Source organism: Salipiger marinus (genome assembly GCF_900100085.1).
Lineage (GTDB): Bacteria > Pseudomonadota > Alphaproteobacteria > Rhodobacterales > Rhodobacteraceae > Salipiger > Salipiger marinus.
In genome coordinates, this window is the sequence record NZ_FNEJ01000019.1 from 47,743 (window position 1) to 65,179 (window position 17,437).

15 protein-coding genes are annotated in these 17,437 nt (G+C 68.2%); 10 read left to right on the forward strand and 5 right to left on the reverse strand.

The window, feature by feature from the left end; genetic code table 11:
- Nucleotides 1-29 precede the first annotated feature (29 nt).
- The 3 genes from cysS (at nt 30) to BLR51_RS18955 (ending at nt 3,893) form a co-directional block, all read left to right on the forward strand.
- Nucleotides 30-1,391 carry a cysteine--tRNA ligase gene (cysS, locus tag BLR51_RS18945; RefSeq protein ID WP_089849914.1) on the forward strand — a complete coding sequence of 454 codons (1,362 nt, stop codon included), beginning with the start codon at nt 30-32 and terminating at the stop codon, nt 1,389-1,391.
- A gap of 112 nt (nt 1,392-1,503) precedes the next feature.
- Nucleotides 1,504-3,132 (forward strand): citramalate synthase, encoded by a 1,629-nt coding sequence (gene cimA, locus BLR51_RS18950; RefSeq protein WP_089849916.1) that lies wholly within the window; start codon nt 1,504-1,506, stop codon nt 3,130-3,132.
- A complete protein-coding gene (locus BLR51_RS18955; protein WP_089849918.1) occupies nt 3,129-3,893 on the forward strand; it encodes a squalene/phytoene synthase family protein in 765 nt (254 codons plus the stop codon). The genes cimA and BLR51_RS18955 overlap by 4 nt, the downstream gene beginning before the upstream one ends.
- Nucleotides 3,894-3,898: 5 nt before the next feature.
- Here BLR51_RS18955 and BLR51_RS18960 read toward each other — a convergent pair whose 3' ends face one another.
- Complete coding sequence (locus tag BLR51_RS18960; protein WP_089850001.1) at nt 3,899-5,116, reverse strand: MFS transporter; 1,218 nt, start codon at nt 5,114-5,116, stop codon at nt 3,899-3,901.
- Between the two features lie 135 nt (nt 5,117-5,251).
- Between BLR51_RS18960 and BLR51_RS18965 the strand changes: the two genes are divergently transcribed.
- The 3 genes from BLR51_RS18965 to BLR51_RS18975 all read left to right on the forward strand — a co-directional run bounded on the left by BLR51_RS18965 (nt 5,252) and on the right by BLR51_RS18975 (nt 7,319).
- The gene (locus BLR51_RS18965; RefSeq protein WP_089849920.1) at nt 5,252-5,881 is read left to right on the forward strand and encodes a DNA-3-methyladenine glycosylase family protein; all 630 of its coding nucleotides are present in this window, start codon (nt 5,252-5,254) and stop codon (nt 5,879-5,881) included.
- Nucleotides 5,878-6,543, forward strand: coding sequence for an alpha/beta hydrolase (locus tag BLR51_RS18970; protein WP_089849922.1), 666 nt, complete (start codon nt 5,878-5,880; stop codon nt 6,541-6,543). Before BLR51_RS18965 ends, BLR51_RS18970 begins: the two co-directional genes overlap by 4 nt.
- A gap of 191 nt (nt 6,544-6,734) precedes the next feature.
- Complete coding sequence (locus tag BLR51_RS18975) at nt 6,735-7,319, forward strand: HNH endonuclease (RefSeq protein ID WP_089849924.1); 585 nt, start codon at nt 6,735-6,737, stop codon at nt 7,317-7,319.
- A gap of 125 nt (nt 7,320-7,444) precedes the next feature.
- Here BLR51_RS18975 and BLR51_RS18980 read toward each other — a convergent pair whose 3' ends face one another.
- The 4 genes from BLR51_RS18980 to BLR51_RS18995 form a co-directional block, all read right to left on the reverse strand.
- A complete protein-coding gene (locus tag BLR51_RS18980) occupies nt 7,445-7,957 on the reverse strand; it encodes a bactofilin family protein (protein ID WP_089849925.1) in 513 nt (170 codons plus the stop codon).
- Nucleotides 7,947-9,248, reverse strand: a complete 1,302-nt coding sequence (locus BLR51_RS18985) for a M23 family metallopeptidase (RefSeq protein ID WP_089849927.1) — start codon at nt 9,246-9,248, stop codon at nt 7,947-7,949. The genes BLR51_RS18980 and BLR51_RS18985 overlap by 11 nt, the downstream gene beginning before the upstream one ends.
- 197 nt (nt 9,249-9,445) lie before the next feature.
- Nucleotides 9,446-10,261, reverse strand: coding sequence for a ferritin-like domain-containing protein (locus tag BLR51_RS18990; protein ID WP_089849929.1), 816 nt, complete (start codon nt 10,259-10,261; stop codon nt 9,446-9,448).
- Nucleotides 10,258-10,722 carry a peroxiredoxin gene (locus BLR51_RS18995; protein WP_089849931.1) on the reverse strand — a complete coding sequence of 155 codons (465 nt, stop codon included), beginning with the start codon at nt 10,720-10,722 and terminating at the stop codon, nt 10,258-10,260. Before BLR51_RS18995 ends, BLR51_RS18990 begins: the two co-directional genes overlap by 4 nt.
- Nucleotides 10,723-10,869: 147 nt before the next feature.
- On the opposite strand from BLR51_RS18995, the gene BLR51_RS19000 reads away from it, so the two are divergent.
- The 4 genes from BLR51_RS19000 to BLR51_RS19015 all read left to right on the forward strand — a co-directional run bounded on the left by BLR51_RS19000 (nt 10,870) and on the right by BLR51_RS19015 (nt 17,409).
- Nucleotides 10,870-14,097, forward strand: coding sequence for a YhdP family protein (locus BLR51_RS19000; protein WP_089849933.1), 3,228 nt, complete (start codon nt 10,870-10,872; stop codon nt 14,095-14,097).
- Nucleotides 14,098-14,102: 5 nt separating this feature from the next.
- A complete protein-coding gene (gene queA, locus BLR51_RS19005) occupies nt 14,103-15,152 on the forward strand; it encodes a tRNA preQ1(34) S-adenosylmethionine ribosyltransferase-isomerase QueA (protein WP_089849935.1) in 1,050 nt (349 codons plus the stop codon).
- 238 nt (nt 15,153-15,390) lie between these two features.
- The gene (locus BLR51_RS19010; RefSeq protein WP_089849937.1) at nt 15,391-16,692 is read left to right on the forward strand and encodes an MFS transporter; all 1,302 of its coding nucleotides are present in this window, start codon (nt 15,391-15,393) and stop codon (nt 16,690-16,692) included.
- A gap of 135 nt (nt 16,693-16,827) precedes the next feature.
- Nucleotides 16,828-17,409, forward strand: coding sequence for a DUF924 family protein (locus BLR51_RS19015; protein WP_089850003.1), 582 nt, complete (start codon nt 16,828-16,830; stop codon nt 17,407-17,409).
- The last annotated feature ends 28 nt before the right edge of the window (nt 17,410-17,437 follow it).

Consider the following 17,437-nt stretch of genomic DNA (forward strand, 5'->3'; position numbering starts at 1 on the left):
CGCCGCGACCCCGTGCGAAGGAGCGCGCCATGGACATCTTTCTGACCAACAGCCGCAGCCGGACGAAGGAGCGGTTCACCCCGCTCGATCCCGCCAATGTGCGGGTCTATGTCTGCGGACCCACCGTCTATGACCGCGCCCATCTGGGCAATGCCCGCCCGGCCATCGTCTTTGACGTGCTGGCGCGGCTGCTGCGCCATGTCTATGGCGCCGAGCATGTCACCTATGTGCGCAATTTCACCGACGTGGATGACAAGATCAACGCCCGCGCCGCCGAGACCGGGCGCGACATCGCCGAGATCACCGAAGAGACCATCGGCTGGTATCTCGACGACATGGCGGCGGTCGGCGTGGCCGAACCCGACCACATGCCGCGCGCCACGCGCTATATCGCGCAGATGGTGGCGATGATCGCGGATCTGATCGCCAAGGGCCATGCCTACGAGGCCGAAGGCCATGTGCTGTTCGCCGTGGAAAGCTATGCGGACTATGGCGCGCTGTCGGGCCGGTCTCTGGAGGACATGATCGCGGGCGCGCGGGTCGAGGTGGCGCCCTACAAGCGCAACCCGATGGATTTTGTGCTGTGGAAACCCTCTGCCGCCGGGCTTCCGGGCTGGGACAGCCCATGGGGCCGGGGCCGTCCGGGCTGGCATATCGAATGCTCGGCCATGGCGCAGGATCTGCTGGGCGCGTCTTTCGACATCCATGGCGGCGGCAACGACCTGATGTTCCCGCACCACGAAAACGAGATCGCGCAAAGCTGCTGCGCCCATCCCGAAGGCAGCTTTGCCAAGGTCTGGCTGCATAACGAGATGCTGCAGGTCGAAGGCCGGAAGATGTCCAAATCCTTGGGCAATTTCTTCACCGTGCGCGACCTGCTGGATCAGGGCATCCCCGGCGAGGTGATCCGCTTCGTCATGCTTTCCACCCATTACCGCAAGCCGATGGACTGGACGGCGGAGAAGGCGCGCGAGGCGGAGGCGGTGCTGCGCAAGTGGCGCGCGCTGACGGCGGATGTGGCGGCGGGGGCGCTGCCCGAGGCCGTGCTGCGCGCGGTGGCGGAGGATCTCAACAGCGCTGGCGCGATCACCGAACTGCACCGGCTCGCGGCTGCCGGAGATGCCGCCGGGCTGAAAGCCGGGGCGCAGCTTCTGGGGCTGCTGACGGCGGATCTGGGCGACTGGGCCGTGGCGGGCGCCGATCTGTCCGGCCTTGCGGCGCGGCTGGCCGAGATCCGCGCCACGGCCATGGAGACCAAGGATTTTTCCGAAGTGGACCGGCTCAAGGCGGCGCTGGTGGCGGCGGGGGTCGAGGTGCGCATGTCCAAGGCGGGTGTGGAGCTGGTGCCGGGGGCGGGGTTCGATGCCTCCGCGCTGGAGGGGCTGGAATGACCTCTGGCTTCTGTGCGGGACGGGACGCGGGGAGGGGGGCTGTCTGCCCCCCGCTCGGCCTTGCCGAGCCCCCCCGAGGATATTTGTGGCCAATGGAAACCGGGAGAGCGTGATGGGCGGCGAGCGGCTTTATCTTTACGACACCACGCTGCGCGACGGGCAGCAGACGCAGGGCGTGGCTTTCTCCACCGCCGAGAAGCTGCGCATCGCGCAGGCGCTGGACGCGCTGGGGGTCGATTACATCGAAGGCGGCTGGCCCGGCGCCAACCCCACCGACAGCGCGTTTTTCGAGGAGGTGGGCGCGACCCGCGCCACGCTCACCGCCTTTGGCATGACCAAGCGCGCCGGGCGGTCCGCCGAAAATGACGATGTGCTCGCCGCCGTGCTGGATGCGCGCACGCCTGCGGTCTGTCTGGTGGGCAAGACGCATCTGTTTCAGGTGACCGAGGCGCTGGGGATCACCGGCGAGGAGAACCTTGAGGCGATCCGCGCCTCGGTCGCGCATGTGGTGGCGCAGGGGCGCGAGGCGCTGTTTGATGCCGAGCATTTTTTTGACGGCTATGCCGGGGATGCGGGTTATGCCGTGGCCTGTCTGGAGGCGGCGCTGGCGGCAGGGGCGCGCTGGGTGGTGCTCTGTGACACCAATGGCGGCACCATGCCCGGGCAGATCGGCGCGGTGGTGGCGGATCTGATCGCGCGCGGCCTGCCGGGCGACCGGCTGGGCATCCACACCCATAACGACACCGAACAGGCGGTGGCGGGCAGTCTTGCGGCGGTGGAGGCGGGCGTGCGGCAGGTGCAGGGCACGCTCAACGGGCTGGGCGAGCGTTGTGGCAATGCCAACCTGACCTCGCTCATCCCGACGCTGCTGCTGAAGCCGCCCTTTGCCGGGCGGTTCGACATCGGCGTGACCGAGGCGGCGCTGGAGGGGCTGACCCGGGTCAGCCGGATGCTGGACGAGATCCTGAACCGGGTGCCGCTGCGGCAGGCGCCTTATGTCGGCAGTTCCGCCTTTGCCCATAAGGCGGGGCTGCATGCCTCGGCCATCCTCAAGAATCCTGCGACCTATGAGCATGTGGATCCGGCGCTTGTGGGCAACCGCCGGGTGATCCCGATGTCCAATCAGGCCGGGCAGTCGAACCTGCGCCGCCGTCTGGCGGAGATGGGGCTGGAGGTGCCGCGCGACGCGCCCGCGCTGGGGCGCATCCTTGAGCGGATCAAGGCGCGCGAGGCGGAGGGCTATACCTATGACACCGCGCAGGCCAGTTTCGAGCTGCTGGCCCGCGAGGAACTGGGCTGCCTGCAGGAGTTTTTCGAGGTGGAGCGCTACCGCGTGACCATCGAGCGGCGGCGCGACGCGCAGGGACGCCGGGTGACGCTGTCGGAGGCGGTGGTGGTGGTGCGCATCGATGGCGAGCAGACGCTGTCGGTGTCGGAAAGCCTTGATGCGGCGGGCTGCGATCAGGGGCCGGTCAATGCGCTGTCAAAAGCGCTGGCCAAGGATCTGGGCCGCTACCAGTCGGTGATCGACGACATGCGGCTGGTGGATTTCAAGGTGCGCATCACCCAAGGCGGCACCGAGGCGGTGACCCGGGTGATCATCGACAGTCAGGACGGCATGGGGCGGCGCTGGCAGACCGTGGGGGTCAGCGCGAACATCGTCGACGCCTCGTTCGAGGCGCTGCTGGATGCGGTGCGCTGGAAGCTGATCCGCGACTGCGGCGCGGGGCCTGCGGCATGAGCGGGACTTTGGGGTTCGATGCGGATGTGACCGCCTGTGCGGGTCTGGTGGAGCGGGGCGATCCCGACCGGTTCGCCGCCGTCATGGCGGCGCCTGCGCCGCAGCGGCCCGGGCTTTTTGTGCTTTATGCCTTCAACCTTGAAGTGGCGCGCGCGCCCTGGGCCACGCAGGAGCCGCTGATCGCGGAGATGCGGGTGCAGTGGTGGGCCGATGTGCTGGCGGAGATCGCCTCGGGCGCGGGGGTGCGGCGGCACGAGGTGGCCACGCCGCTGTCGCGGCTGCTGGATGCCGAAGGCGCGCGGCTGCTGATGCCGGTGGTCGAGGCGCGGCGGCGCGATGCCGCCCGCGAGCCGATGGCGGATGTGCCGACCCTGCGCGCCTATCTGGCCGAGACCGGCGGCGCGCTGCTGTGGGCAGCGGCGCGGGCGCTGGGATCGGCGCAGGAGGCGCGGGCCCGCGCGGCGGGAACACGGTCGGCCCTGGCCAATTACCTGCTGGCGGTGCCGGAGTTTCTGGCGCGCGGGGTCAATCCGCTGCCCGCGATGACCGAGGCGGAGTTTGCGGCGCTGCTGCGCGGACATCTGGAGGGCGTGTCGGGGCAGGCGGACCGGCCGCTGAGCATTGCCGAGCTGGCCTGCTGGCGCGCGCCGGGGATCCTGCGCCGGGCGCTGCGCGATCCGGCGGCGGTGCCCGAGGGTCGGCTGGGCGGCCCGGAGGTGCTGCGCCGCCTGTCGCTGCTGCGCCGGGGGCTGCTGCTTTAGCGGGCTCAGCTCTGGGGGGCGCTGTCGCGCGGGCGCAGCACCAGCCAGATCAGCGCGGCGCCCGCCAGCACCAGAAACGGCGCCATGGCGAGGTTTACGGCGGTCCAGCCCGCCTGTGCCGTGCCGCCCGAGCAGTTCATCAGCCCGCCCGAGGCGAGCGAGGCGAAGGTGACGCCGCCGAAGACCAGAAGGTCGTTGAGCCCCTGCATCCGCCCGCGCTCCGCCGCCGTATGCGCCCCCGCCAGCATGGACGTGGCGCCGATGAAGCCGAAATTCCAGCCGATCCCCAGAAGCACGAGGGCCACGAAGAAATTCTCGAGCGCGACGCCGGTCAGCGCGACCCCGCCCGCAGCGGCGAGAATCATCAGGCCGATCGCCATGATGCGTTCGACGCCGAAGCGCGCGATCAGATGGCCGGTGACGAAAGAGGGCGCGAACATCGCCAGCACATGCGCCGTGACCACATTGGCGGCATCCGAGGTCTCGTAGCCGCAGCCCACCACCGCCAGAGGGGTCGAGGTCATCACGAGGTTCATCAGCGCGTAGCTGACCATGCCGCAGATCACCGCCACGGCGATGCGGGGTGTGGCCAGCAGTTCCAGCGCGCTGCGCCCGCGCGGGGCATCGGCATCGGGCTTGGGCGGGCGCGGAATGTCGAGGAACAGGAAGAGCAGCGAGCCCACGAGGTTGATGGCAATGACCGCGCCATAGGTGCCCAGAAACGGCACCACATAGGCCCCCGCCGTCAGTTTCACCAGCTGCGGGCCGATGATGGCCGAGGCGAGCCCGCCCGCCATGACATAGGAAATGGCCTTGGGGCGGAAGGCCTCGGGGGCGGTGTCGGCGGCGGCGAAGCGGTAAAAGCCCTGTGCCGACATGTAGAGCCCGGTGAGCAGGCTGCCCGCGAGGAAGATCGGGAAGGAATGCAGGTAAAGCCCCACCGCACCGACCACGCCGCCCAGCGTGCCACCGAGCGTGCCGAGCAGGAAGCCCGCGCGCCGTCCGAAGCGCTGCATGAAGGCCGAGACCGGCGTCGCCGACAGCATGGAGCCCAGCACGATCAGCGAGATCGGCAGGGTGGCGAAGCAGGGATTGGTGGCCAGCGACTGCCCCGCCAGCCCGCCGATGGTGAAGATCATCGGCATCTGCGCGCCCAGCAGAGCCTGCGCCAGAACAAGCACGGTGACGTTGCGGGTGGCGCGGGAGGGGGATTGGCTGCTCATGCGCATATCGGTAGGCGCAAGCCGCGGCTGGAGCAAGAGCCATGGCTGTGCGAAGGTGCCGCAGGCTGGGGCCGAGGCCGGGGGCGCTGCCCCCGGACCCCCGGGATATTTGAGGTCAGAAGAAAAGGAGCGGACATGGCGGGCCGCATCATCACCAGCGAGGCCTGCGTCGCGGAGGGGGCGGCGTGGCTGGCGGCGGCCGAGCCGCGTTTTGCCCATGCGCTGGATCTGACCGGGCCGCTGCCGCTGCGGCGCCGGGAGGACGGGTTCGCGCAGCTTCTGTCGGCCATCGTCAGCCAGCAGGTCAGCGTTGCCTCGGCCCGGGCGATCTGGGCGCGGCTGGAGGGGGCGGGCATGGTGACGCCTGCAGCGATCCTTGCGGCGGATCCGGAGGCGCTGCGCGGGCTGGGCCTGTCGCGGCAGAAGGCGGGCTATGCGCAGGCGCTGGCGGCGGCAGGCATTGATTTTGACGCGCTGCGCGAGGCGCCCACCGAACAGGTGGTGGCGGATCTGACGGCGGTGAAGGGCATCGGGGTCTGGACCGCCGAGATCTATGCGATGTTCTCGCTGGGTCATGCCGATGTTTTTGCGCCCGGCGATCTGGCCCTGCAGGAAGGCGCGCGGCTGCTTTTTGATCTGGAGGAGCGGCCAAGGGAGCGCGGCCTGCGCGCCATGGCCGAGGCGTGGAGCCCGTGGCGGGCAGTTGCGGCGCGCGCGCTCTGGGCCTACTACCATGTGCAAAAGCAGAGGGAAGGGATAGCATGACCCGTGTTCTGAAGGCTGGCCGCAAAGAGGCCCTGTCCGGGGAGACCCGGTCCTGCGTGGTGTTCCTGCATGGCTATGGCGCCAATGGCGCCGATCTGCTGGGGCTGGCCGATCCGCTGGCGGAGCATCTGCCCGACACGCTGTTTGTCGCCCCCGACGCGCCCGAGGCCTGTGCGGGGGCGCCGTTCGGGTTTCAGTGGTTTCCGATTCCGTGGATCGACGGATCCTCGGAGGAGGAATCGATGCAGGGCATGGCCCGCGCGGTGCGGGATCTGGATGCGTTTCTGGATGCGCTGATGGTGGATCAGGATCTGATGCCGGAACAGGTGGCGCTGGTCGGGTTTTCGCAGGGCACGATGATGGCGCTGCATGTGGCGCCGCGCCGCGAGGACGAGCTGGCGGGCGTGGTGGGCTTTTCCGGGCGCCTGCTCGACCCCGAGTCGCTGGCGGACGAGGTGCAGAGCCGCCCGCCCGTGCTGCTGCTGCATGGCGACGAGGATGACGTGGTGCCGGTACAGTCGCTGCCCGCCGCCGTGGAGGCGCTGCAGGAGGCGGGCTGGAAAGAGGTCTATGCCCACGTGATGCAGGGCACCGCCCATGGCATCGCGCCCGACGGGCTGGGTGTGGCGCTGGCCTTCCTGCGCGACAAGTGCGGTTTCTGAGCCTCACGCCCCCGGCATTGGCCCTGTCTTGTCATGCCGCTGTCATGGGCATGACCTATCCACAGGGCAGTCACCGCATATAGCGAGGCTTGCCAGAAGTCTCCCGCGATATATAGTGGCTGGGATGCTGGGGCGGGTGGTCCCGCTCTGGTGCTTGACGGCAAGCAGACAGGGCGGGGGACGAGTCACCCATGGACGGCGATTTCAGAACACATTTCGTGAGGGAACCGGCGGCGCTGCGGAACCACCCGGCGCTGGTGCTGAACGCGGATTATCGGCCGCTGTCCTACTATCCTCTGTCCTTATGGCCTTGGCAGGAGGCGGTGAAAGCGGCCTTCCTCGACAGGGTCGACATCATCGCCGAATATGACGAGGAGGTGCGAAGCCCCTCGATGACGCTGAAAATTCCCAGCGTCGTGGTGCTGAAAGATTACGTCAAACCCAGAAAGCGCGTGGCCTTCACGCGCTTTAATCTTTTTCTGAGGGATGAATTCCGCTGCCAGTATTGCGGCAGCAAGGGCGATCTGACCTTTGACCATGTGGTGCCCCGCGCCAGTGGCGGCATCACCAGCTGGGAGAACGTGGTGGCGGCCTGTTCGCCCTGCAACCTGCGCAAGGGGTCGAAATCGCTGCGGCAGGTGGGCATGAGCCTGCGCAAGCCGCCGCGCCAGCCCGGCGCCTCCGAGCTGATGAATGTGGGCCGGAAGTTCCCGCCCAACCATCTGCACGAAAGCTGGATGGATTTCCTGTACTGGGATGCCGAACTGCAGGCCTGAACGGCCCGCAGCCGCGGGTCATGCCTGCCGGCAGGGGAGGGGGGCCGCGCGCCGCATCCGGGCTCGGCACATAAAAACGCCGGGCAGGGCCCGGCGTCTGACGTCTGGTCTGTGGCGGGCTGCCCTCAGGCGGCAGGATCCGACGGGGCTGCGGCAGGCGCGCCTGCGGGTGCTGCACCACCTTTGCCCTTGCTGGACAGCGGATCGTCGGCGCGCTGCACGGAGCCTTCGAAATGGGCGCCGGATTCGATCGCGATGGTCTTGTGGATGATGTCGCCTTCGACGCGCGCGGTGGCGGTCAGGCGGACCTTCAGCCCGCGCACCCGGCCCACGATGCGGCCATTGACCACCACGTCATCGGCGATGACCTCGCCCTTGATGGTGGCGGTTTCGCCCACGGTCAGCAGATGGGCGCGGATGTCGCCCTCTACCGTGCCTTCGACCTGAATGTCGCCGGTGGTCTTGAGGTTGCCGGTGATGTGCAGATCGCTGGACAGGACCGAGGCTGCCGGCTTCGGCTTGGGTGCGGACGGCTTGAAATCGGACCCGGAGCGCGGCGGCAGATCCGGCGTCGCGGTCTTGACCGAGCTGTCCTCGGTCTTGGGTCCGGGCTCGTTGATCTTGCTCTTAGAAAACATCGTTTGCAGCCTTGATGTAGATCATGGGATTGACAGCTTCACCGCCGACACGAACCTCGTAATGGAGATGGGTGCCCGTCGAGCGTCCTGTATTCCCCATAGCACCAACCTGCTGCCCGCGCGAGACCCTTTCCCCCACCTTCACGGTGATTTTGGACATATGGGCATAGCGAGTCTCGATGCCGAACTCGTGCTGGATCTTCACCAGACGGCCATATCCGGACATCCAGCCCGCGAAAGTGACCACGCCATCAGCGGTGGAATAGATCGAGGTGCCGTGCGGAGCGGCAAAATCGGTGCCTTCGTGCATGCGGCCCCAGCGGCGGCCAAAGCCCGAGGTGAAGCGGAACGCATCTTTCAGCGGCACGGCGAAGGGCGCCTTTTCAGCGGCGATGCGATAGAGGTTGAGCCGGTCCATCTGCCCCAGAATGCGGTTGGCGCGTTCGGTATCGGCAGAAGGTTCCTCGCCCCGGGTCGAGAAGGTCAGCGGGGTCAGCGGGCCGCCCTGACCGGTATAGCCCTTACGCACTTCGGAAATGATGCGGTCGGGATCCATGCCTGCGGAGGTGAACATCTTGTCCAGCGGCTTGACCGAGACGGTCATCGCCTCTTCAAGCTGGCGGAAGATCAGGTCGTTCTTTTCTTCCATCAGCTTGAGGTCGGTGGCCATCTGGTCGGCGCGCACCAGCGCGTCCTGCGCGTCGGCCACCACCTGATCGCGCTCCTGCGCGGTGCGGGCCAGCGCCTCGGACAGAAGGTCCATGGTGCCGTCGGCTTCGGCGGCGGTGGCGGTGCCGTCCTGCGTTTCCGCCTCAAGCGCTGCGACGCGGCCTGCGGCATCCTCGCGCTGTTTCATCGCGGTGCGCAGCGTGGTCTGGATCACGTCGATCCCGGTTTCCAGTTCGCGGCGGCGGGTTTCGCTGTCCAGAAGCTGCGACTGCATTTCCGACACCTGCGTCAGCGCGGTGTTGAACCGCTCCTGCGCCGCCAGCGCTTCCGCGGCGCGGCGGTCGCGTTCGCGGGAGATTTCGTTGAGACGCTGCTGGTAGGTCACCTGATCGCGCCGCGCCTGTTCGCGGAAATTCCCGGCGCTGATGCTGTCCATCAGCAGGATCGCGGTGGCGATGATGGTCCAGGAGACAAGAAGGCCTCCTCCCGCAAAGGCCAGAGCCTGTGTGCCCGGCCTCAGGCGGATGAAACGAGTGTCGGAGTCCGATCTAAGAAAGAGCCGACGTTCCGGAAAGAAGCGCTCCATGATTGCATGGAGTCGTATCGCGAGCCGCGTTCGCACCTGTCTGTCCCTTGTTCCGTCCCTACCTTCGGTGCTCGGTTCCCCAAAAACTCCGGCACCTTGGGAAAAGGGCAGTATCAGACAGAGGGCATTACGCAAGAATTTTGGACCTGTGGCGCGGAAGTGACGGCAGATCCGCGCCTAGGCGGCGAGAATCCGCCGAAATCACGCATTTATGACAGAAACATGATGTCTGCTCAGGCGTCCGCCGACTCGACCAGCGGCCAGTAGAAATCCAGGGGCAGCCCCGCCTCGGCGCGCTTCTCGTCATTGAAAGGCGGCTTCAGGTTGCCGTGGAAATAGGTGCGCACCAGTTTGTGGAACACGTCGCGCGGATCCAGATCGTGCCTGCCGCAGAGAAAATGGAACCATTTGGAGCCATAGGCGACATGGCCCACCTCTTCGGCATAGATGGTTTCCAGCGCGGCAACGGCGCCGCTGTTGCCCGCCTTGCGGAAATGTTCGATCATGCCCGGCGTCACGTCGAGCCCGCGCGCTTCCAGCACCATGGGCACCACGGCAAGGCGGCCCATCAGATCCTCAGCGGTGTCTTCGGCGGCGCGCCACATCCCGGCATGGGCGGGCAGGGCGCCGTAAAAGCTGCCCTCCGCCTCAAGACAGTCGCACATCAGGTTGAAATGCTTGCTTTCCTCGTCGGCGGCTTTCACCCAGTCGTCATAGAATCCGGGCGGAAACGGCACATGGGTAAAGCGCGCAAGAATGTCCCAGTGCAGATCCACGGCGTTGAGTTCGATATGCGCCACCGCATGCAGCAGGGCGATGCGGCCCTGCGGGCTGCCGGGCTTGCGCTTGGGCACCTCGCGCGGGTCCAGCAGGGCTGGCGCCTCGGGGCGGGCCGGGCGCAGCGGCGGCGTGGCCTGCCCCACCGGCAGCGGCGTGCCCGCCGCGCGCGCGGCGAACCACGCGGCGGCATGGGCGCGCGACTTGGCGGTCTTTTCGCGGCCATCGGCGGTGGTCAGAACGTCCACCGCCATCTCTGCAAGGCTGGTCATAGGGCTTTTGCCGCCTCCAGCACCGCCTCGGCATGGCCGGGCACCTTCACCTTGCGCCATGCCTGCGCGATGCGCCCCTCGCCGTCGATCAGGAAGGTGGAGCGTTCGATCCCCATGAAGGTCTTGCCATACATGCTTTTCTCTTTCCACACGCCATAGGCGGCGCAGGCCGTGGCGCCTTCGTCGGACAGCAGCGGCACGGTCAGCGCCTTCTTGCGCATGAATTTTTCGTGGCTTTCCAGACTGTCGGCAGAGATGCCAAACACCCGGATACCGGCGGCATCAAACTCGGGCAGCAGGCGGGTGAAATCCTGATTTTCCACGGTGCAGCCCGAGGTGTCGTCGCGCGGATAAAAAAACAGCACCACCGGCGCAGGGCGCAGCGCGGACAGCGTGACCGTCTCGCCCCCCGTGGCTGGCAGGGTGAAATCGGGGGCCAATTCGGACGTGATCTCGGACATGGGAAGCTCCAACACTTGGGTCGCAAGTTCCGGCCTATGGGCTAGAACGGATGGGAGCAAGTGTAACCGCGAAAGACGGCATTTCCAGTGACGGACCACCCTTCTCCTGTAAAACTTAGCCCGCGCCGCCGCTGGCACTGGCGTCTGATGAAAGGCTGCCTGCTGGGGGTCGTGCTGCTGGTGGCGCTGGCCACGGGGATGCTGTGGTATGCGATGGGGCGCACGATGTCGGCGCCCGTCTGGCTGCGCGACCAGATCGAGTCGCGGCTGGCCGTGGCGCTGCCCGGCTTTCAGGTTGATTTCGGCGATCTGCGCCTGCAGCTGCAGGGCGAGGGGCTGACCCGCATCGCGCTGAGCGATGTGGCGGTGCGCAGCCCGACCGGCGCGCAGATCGCGGTGCTGTCCGATCTGGAGGTGGGGCTGGCGCCGACGCGGCTGCTGCTGGGCCAGTATGAGCTGCGCGAGGTGCGGCTGACCGGCGCCATGCTGACCATGCGCCGCGACGAGGAAGGCCGCATCGGGCTGGCGCTGGGGGATGTCTTCGCCGCCGACACGCCCGCGCCCGATCTGCCCACCATCATCGCGCAGCTGGATCAGCTTGCCGCCGATCCGCGGCTGGCGGGGCTGTCCTTGGTGGCCGCCGAGGCGCTGACCATCCGGTATGAGGATGCGCGGGCCGGGCGCGGCTGGACGGCGGATGGCGGGCGGCTGCAACTGACCCGCGACGCGGGGTCGCTGCGGCTGTCGGGGGATGTGGCGCTGCTGGGGCAGGGCGATGTGGCGGCGACGCTGGCGCTGAATGCCGACAGCCTGATCGGGCAGACCAGCGCGCGGTTCGGCATGAACCTTGAAGGGCTCGCGGCGCAGGACATCGCCAGCCAGAGCCCGGCGCTGGCATGGCTGAACGGGCTGCGCGCGCCGATCTCTGGCGCGCTGCGCGGCGAGATGGCGGCGGACGGCGCGCTGGGGGCGCTCAGCGCCACGCTGCAGATCGGCAAGGGCGTGCTGCAGCCGCGCCCCGAAACCCGCCCGATCCGGTTCGAGGGCGCGCGCAGCTATTTCTCCTATGATCCGGCCACCGCCACGCTGCAGTTCGACGAGATCTCGGTCACCAGCCGGTTCGGCACGCTGGTCACCGATGGCCGCGCGGTGCTGGGCGACATCCGCCGCGGCATGCCGCAGGAAATGGTGGGGCAGTTCCGCATCTCCCGGCTGGAAGCGGATCCGGCGGGGGTCTTTGCCACGCCGCTGAAACTGGCGGGGGCGGAACTGGACTGGCGGCTGAGCTTTGCGCCTTTCCGCTTTGAACTGGGCCGTCTGCGCATCGCTGATGCCGCGCTGCCGCTGCGCGCCAGCGGCGTGCTGGCCGCAGAGCAGGGCGGCTGGCGGCTGGCGGTGGATGCCCGGCTCGACAGCGCCACACCCGAGCAGATCCTTGCGGTCTGGCCTGCCAGCGCCCTGCCGCCCACGCGCAGATGGGTGGCCGAGAACATCCATGCCGGGCGGCTGCGCGACGCGCTGGTGTCGCTGCGGCTGGAGCCGGGCGGCACGCTGGAGCCCTATCTGGACATGCGCATCGAAGGCGTGGAGCTGAGCTATTCGCCCTCGCTGCCGCGGCTGATGGAGGCCGAAGGGCAGGTCAGTTTCTATCAGAACCGTCTTTCCGCCACGGTGGACAGGGGCCGCCTGATCCCGCCCGAAGGCGGCGAGATCGACGCGTCGGGATCAAGCTTTGTCATCCCCGACCTGCGCGAGCGGCCCAATGTCGGCGAGGTCAATGTGGTGGCCCGCGGCCCGCTGGTGGCGGCGCTGTCCTATCTTGACCAGCCGCCGCTGGAGATCCTGACCAAGGCCAACAAGCCCGTCACGCTGGGATCGGGCAGTGCCGAGATCACCGGGCAGGTGGTGCTGCCGCTGGAGCCGCATGTCCCGCGGGAGGCGGTGACGGTCCGCGCCACCGCCGTGCTGCGCGATGTGCAAAGCGACCAGATCGTGCCCGGCCGGGTGCTGCAGGCCGAGCGGCTGGATGTGGCGGTGGATGACACGCAGGTGGCGATCACCGGCAGCGCCGATCTGTCCGGCGTGCCCTTCACCGGCACATGGACGCAGCCGCTGGCGCCGGGGATGGCGGGCCGGGTCGAAGGCGATGTGGTGCTGTCCGATGCGGTGGCCCGCGCGCTGGGGATCGGCCTGCCTGCGGGCACCTTTTCGGGGCAGGGCGTGGGCCGGGTGGGCATCGACCTGCCCCCGGGCGAGGTGCCAAGTTTTGCGCTGCGCTCCGATCTGGCGGGGCTGGGGGTGGCGCTGCCGCAGATCGGCTGGCGGCTGTCCGAAGGCGGCACCGGCACGCTGGAGGTGGCGGGCCGTCTGGGCGCGCCGGTGACGGTGGACCGGCTGGCGCTGCAGGCGGCGGGGCTGCGCGCCGAAGGCTCGGTCACGCTGAACGCCGATGGCAGCTTTGACCGGCTGTCGCTGCCGGTGCTGCAGGCGGGCGACTGGCTGCAGGGCGGTGCGGTGCTGACCGGGCGGGGCCGCAATGCCGTGCCCGCCGTGGCGCTGCGCGGCGCGCTGCTGGACATGCGCCGCGCCCCGCTTGGCGCGGGCGGGGGCGGTGGCGGCGCGGCGGGCGGCCCGGTCGAGGTGGCGGTGGACCGGCTGCAGGTGACGGACAACATCGCGGTGGAGGGGTTTCAGGGCAGCTTTGACACGTCGGGCGGGCTGACCGGCAGCTTTACCGGGCGTGTCGGCGGGCGGGCCCCCATCAGCGGCGATGTGGTGCCGCGCAACGGCGCCAGCGCGTTTCGGATCCGCAGCCGCGACGCGGGCGATGTGCTGAAAGGCGCGGGGATTTTCCAGAACGTGCAGGACGGTCTTTTCGACATGACGCTGGTGCCGGTGACGGGGCAGGCGGGCACCTATGACGGGCTTCTGCGCATCGAAGGCGCGCGGCTGCAGAAGAACAACGTGGCGGTGGCGCTGCTGGACGGGCTGAGCATCGTCGGCATCCTCGACCAGCTGAACGGGCCGGGGATCTTCTTCAACGAGGTGGAGGCGCGGTTCCGCATGACCCCCGACCTTATCACCCTGACACGGGCAAGTGCGGTGGGCCCGTCCATGGGCATCTCGATGGACGGCTATGCCAATCTGGGCACCGGCATGATGGATCTGCAGGGGGTGCTGTCGCCGATCTATATCCTGAACGGGCTCGGGCGGGTCTTTGCCCGCAAGGGCGAGGGGCTGATCGGGTTCAATTTCAACCTGCGCGGCGCCATGACCCAGCCGCAGGTCAGCGTGAACCCGCTTTCGGTCTTCACCCCCGGCATGTTCCGTGACATCTTCCGCCGCCCGCCCCCCACGATAGACCAAGGGAACTGACCGCGATGCTGCTTTCGGATTTCGACTTTCCGCTGCCGGAGGATCTGATCGCCACGCGCCCGGCCAGCCCGCGCAGCGCCGCGCGCCTGCTGGTGGCGGAAGGCGCGTGCCTCACCGATGCCGTGGTGCGCGACCTGCCCGACTGGCTGCGCCCCGGCGACCGGCTGGTGCTGAACGACACGCGGGTGATTCCCGCGCGGCTGTCGGGGCTGCGGCACCGCCATGGCGCGCAGGGCGACACGGCGGCGCAGATCGAACTGACCCTGCTGGAGCCGCGCCCCGGCGGGCTTTGGGCCGCACTGGTCAAGCCGCTGAAAAAGCTGCGCGAGGGCGAGACGGTGGTGCTGTCGGACGAGCTGTCCGCCACGCTGGCGGGGCGCGAGGACGGGCAGGGCCTGTTCCGCTTCAACCTGACGGGCGAGGATTTCGACGCGGCGCTGGCGCGGGCCGGGGCGATGCCGCTGCCGCCCTATATCGCCGCCAAACGCCCCGCCGACGAGCAGGACAAGACCGATTACCAGACCGTCTGGGCCCGGCATTCCGGCGCCGTGGCCGCGCCGACCGCCAGCCTGCATTTCGACGCGCCCCTGCTTGCGGCGCTGGAGGCGCACGGCGTGAGCTTCACCCATGTGACGCTGCATGTGGGGGCAGGCACCTTCCTGCCGGTCAAGGTCGAGGACGTGACCACCCACCGCATGCATGGCGAATGGGGCGAGGTCACGGCGCCGGCCGCCGCCGAGATCGCCGCGACCAAGGCGGCGGGCGGGCGGGTGATCCCGGTAGGCACCACCGCGCTGCGCCTGATCGAGACGGCGGCGCGCGACAGCGGGCAGGTCGTGCCATGGCAGGGCGTCACCGACATCTTCATCTATCCCGGCTTCACCTTCCGCGCCGCCGACGCGCTGATGACCAATTTCCACCTGCCCAAATCCACGCTGATGATGCTGGTGGCGGCCTTCATGGGCAAGGCGCGGATCGACCGGGTCTATGCCCATGCGCTGGCGGAACGGTATCGCTTCTTTTCCTATGGCGATGCCTCGCTGCTGATCCCCTGACAGCACCACGCGGCGGATCCGCAGCGCCGCCGGAGGGCAAAACGGCCAAGATGCGACGCGCGCTGGCTTTTCCCCGCCCTGCGCTCCGTCCCGCCCGCGCCGCTGCCGCGCCCGCTTTGCACGATGCTGCTATTGCGGGCAGTTCGGGGTTGCGCCGGGGCGCGGGCACAGGCAGGCCTGAGGGCGGACAGCCCCGGATTCGGGGAAACCTGCGGCCCGCTTGCAAACGGAGACAGACATGCGCGAGGTTCTGAGAAACTCCTGGGCCCTGCTTCTGGGCATCATGCTGCTCATGGTCGGCAACGGTCTGCAGGGCTCCCTGCTGGGGGTCCGGGGCGGGCAGGCGGGCTTTTCCGCCCTGTCCATGTCGCTGGTCATGTCGGGCTATTTCGCGGGCTTCCTTGTCGCGTCGCGCATGACGCCGGGGATGATCCGCCGCGTCGGCCATGTGCGGGTCTTCGCCGCGCTGGGCTCGTTCATCTCGGCGGTGCTGATCCTTTATCCCGCCTTTCCGCATCCGGCGGTCTGGATGGTCGAACGCATGATCATCGGCTTCTGCTTCTGCGGAGTCTATGTCACCGCCGAAAGCTGGCTCAACAACGCCTCGACCAACGAGAACCGGGGGCAGGCGCTGTCGGCCTACATGATCGTGCAGATGGTCGGCATCATCTCGGCGCAGGCGATCCTGCTGATCCCCGACCCCTCGGGCTTTCTGCTGTTCGTGATTCCCTCGGTGCTGGTGTCCATCGCCTTCGCGCCGATTCTGCTGTCGATCTCGCCGACACCGGCCTTTGACAGCACCAAACCCATGAGCCTGCGCGAGCTTTACCGCGTCTCGCCGCTGGGCGTCACCGGCATGTTCCTGCTGGGCGGCGTGTTCTCGGCGCAGTTCGGCATGGCGGCGGTCTATGGCTCCGAAGCCGGGCTGCGGCTGGGCGAGATCTCGATCTTCGTCGCCAGCTTCTATGTGGGCGCGCTCATCACACAATATCCGCTGGGCTGGCTGTCGGACCGCATGGACCGCCGCCAGCTGGTCGCCATGGTGGCGGCGGTGGGCGGGATCGCGGCGGTGGTCGCGGTCACGGCGGGCGGCAATTTCCCGGTCCTGCTGGCGGCGGCCTTCCTGATCGGCGGCGCCTCCAACCCGCTCTATTCGCTGATCATTGCCCATACCAACGACTTCCTGAAGTCCGAAAACATGGCCTCCGCCTCGGCGGGGCTGCTGTTCATCAACGGCTGCGGCGCCATCGCGGGCCCGATCATCACCGGCTACATGATGGAACTGATGGGCCCGGGCGGCTATTTCGTGCTGATCGCCGTGCTGATGCTGGGGCTGACCGCCTATGCGGGCTGGCGGATGACCCGCCGCGCGGCCCCTTCGGTGGAAGAAACCAGCAGCTATACGCCGGTGGCGCCCACCGGTTCGCCGGTTGCGCTGGAAGTGGCGCAGGAAGTGGCGATCGAGGCGGCGGAATCCGCCGCAGAAGCCGCCGAAGCCGCCGCCGAAGCCGAAAATACCCGCGCGCAGCCCGGCCAGTAGCGCCTTGGCCGGGGTCCGTCGCAGGTTCTGTCGCAATTGACAGAAAACGTGACTTCTGATGTTGGCTTGGAAAACTGTAAACTTTCCATGACGACCATCAGGCATTGCAAAAAAGGACCCGGACAGGTGGACAACGTGAAATCGCCCGAGGAGATCCTCTCGTTCTGGCTCGACGAGGTGGGAGAGGCGAAATGGTATGTGGCAGAGGAGGCGCTGGACGCCACGGTCCGTGACCGGTTTCTGACCACATGGGAGGCGGCGATGGAGGGCCGCTTCGGCCTGTGGCTGACCCATCCCACCGGCGCGCTGGCCTATGTCGTGCTGCTGGACCAGTTCCCCCGCAACATGTTCCGCGACAGCGCGCGCGCCTTTGCCTCCGACGGGGTGGCGCTGGCCGCGGCCAAGCAGGCGATCCATCGCGGCTGGGATCTGCGGATCGACGAGCCCGCGCGGCAGTTCTTCTACCTGCCGCTGATGCATTCGGAAAACCTTTGTGATCAGGACCGCTGCATCCGCCTGATGAAGGAACGGATGCCGCAGACCGGCGCCTCCAACCTGCTGCATGCCCGCGCGCATCGCGAGGTGATCCGCAAGTTCGGGCGCTTCCCCACCCGCAACGCCGCGCTCTCCCGCCCCTCCACGGCGGCGGAATCCGGCTATCTCAGCGATGGCGGCTATGGCGCCACGGTGCGCCGCCTGCAGGCCGAAGCCGCCTGATCGCCGCGCGAATCCCGACCCGGCCACC

Excerpts from the sequence above, each read along its gene's own strand:
- cysS (WP_089849914.1), top strand. The coding sequence starts at position 30 with ATGGACATCTTTCTGACCAACAGCCGCAGCCGGACGAAGGAGCGGTTC.
- cimA (WP_089849916.1), top strand. The coding sequence starts at position 1,504 with ATGGGCGGCGAGCGGCTTTATCTTTACGACACCACGCTGCGCGACGGG.
- BLR51_RS18955 (WP_089849918.1), top strand. The coding sequence starts at position 3,129 with ATGAGCGGGACTTTGGGGTTCGATGCGGATGTGACCGCCTGTGCGGGT.
- BLR51_RS18960 (WP_089850001.1), bottom strand. The coding sequence starts at position 5,116 with ATGAGCAGCCAATCCCCCTCCCGCGCCACCCGCAACGTCACCGTGCTT.
- BLR51_RS18965 (WP_089849920.1), top strand. The coding sequence starts at position 5,252 with ATGGCGGGCCGCATCATCACCAGCGAGGCCTGCGTCGCGGAGGGGGCG.
- BLR51_RS18970 (WP_089849922.1), top strand. The coding sequence starts at position 5,878 with ATGACCCGTGTTCTGAAGGCTGGCCGCAAAGAGGCCCTGTCCGGGGAG.
- BLR51_RS18975 (WP_089849924.1), top strand. The coding sequence starts at position 6,735 with ATGGACGGCGATTTCAGAACACATTTCGTGAGGGAACCGGCGGCGCTG.
- BLR51_RS18980 (WP_089849925.1), bottom strand. The coding sequence starts at position 7,957 with ATGTTTTCTAAGAGCAAGATCAACGAGCCCGGACCCAAGACCGAGGAC.
- BLR51_RS18990 (WP_089849929.1), bottom strand. The coding sequence starts at position 10,261 with ATGACCAGCCTTGCAGAGATGGCGGTGGACGTTCTGACCACCGCCGAT.
- BLR51_RS18995 (WP_089849931.1), bottom strand. The coding sequence starts at position 10,722 with ATGTCCGAGATCACGTCCGAATTGGCCCCCGATTTCACCCTGCCAGCC.
- BLR51_RS19000 (WP_089849933.1), top strand. The coding sequence starts at position 10,870 with ATGAAAGGCTGCCTGCTGGGGGTCGTGCTGCTGGTGGCGCTGGCCACG.
- queA (WP_089849935.1), top strand. The coding sequence starts at position 14,103 with ATGCTGCTTTCGGATTTCGACTTTCCGCTGCCGGAGGATCTGATCGCC.
- BLR51_RS19010 (WP_089849937.1), top strand. The coding sequence starts at position 15,391 with ATGCGCGAGGTTCTGAGAAACTCCTGGGCCCTGCTTCTGGGCATCATG.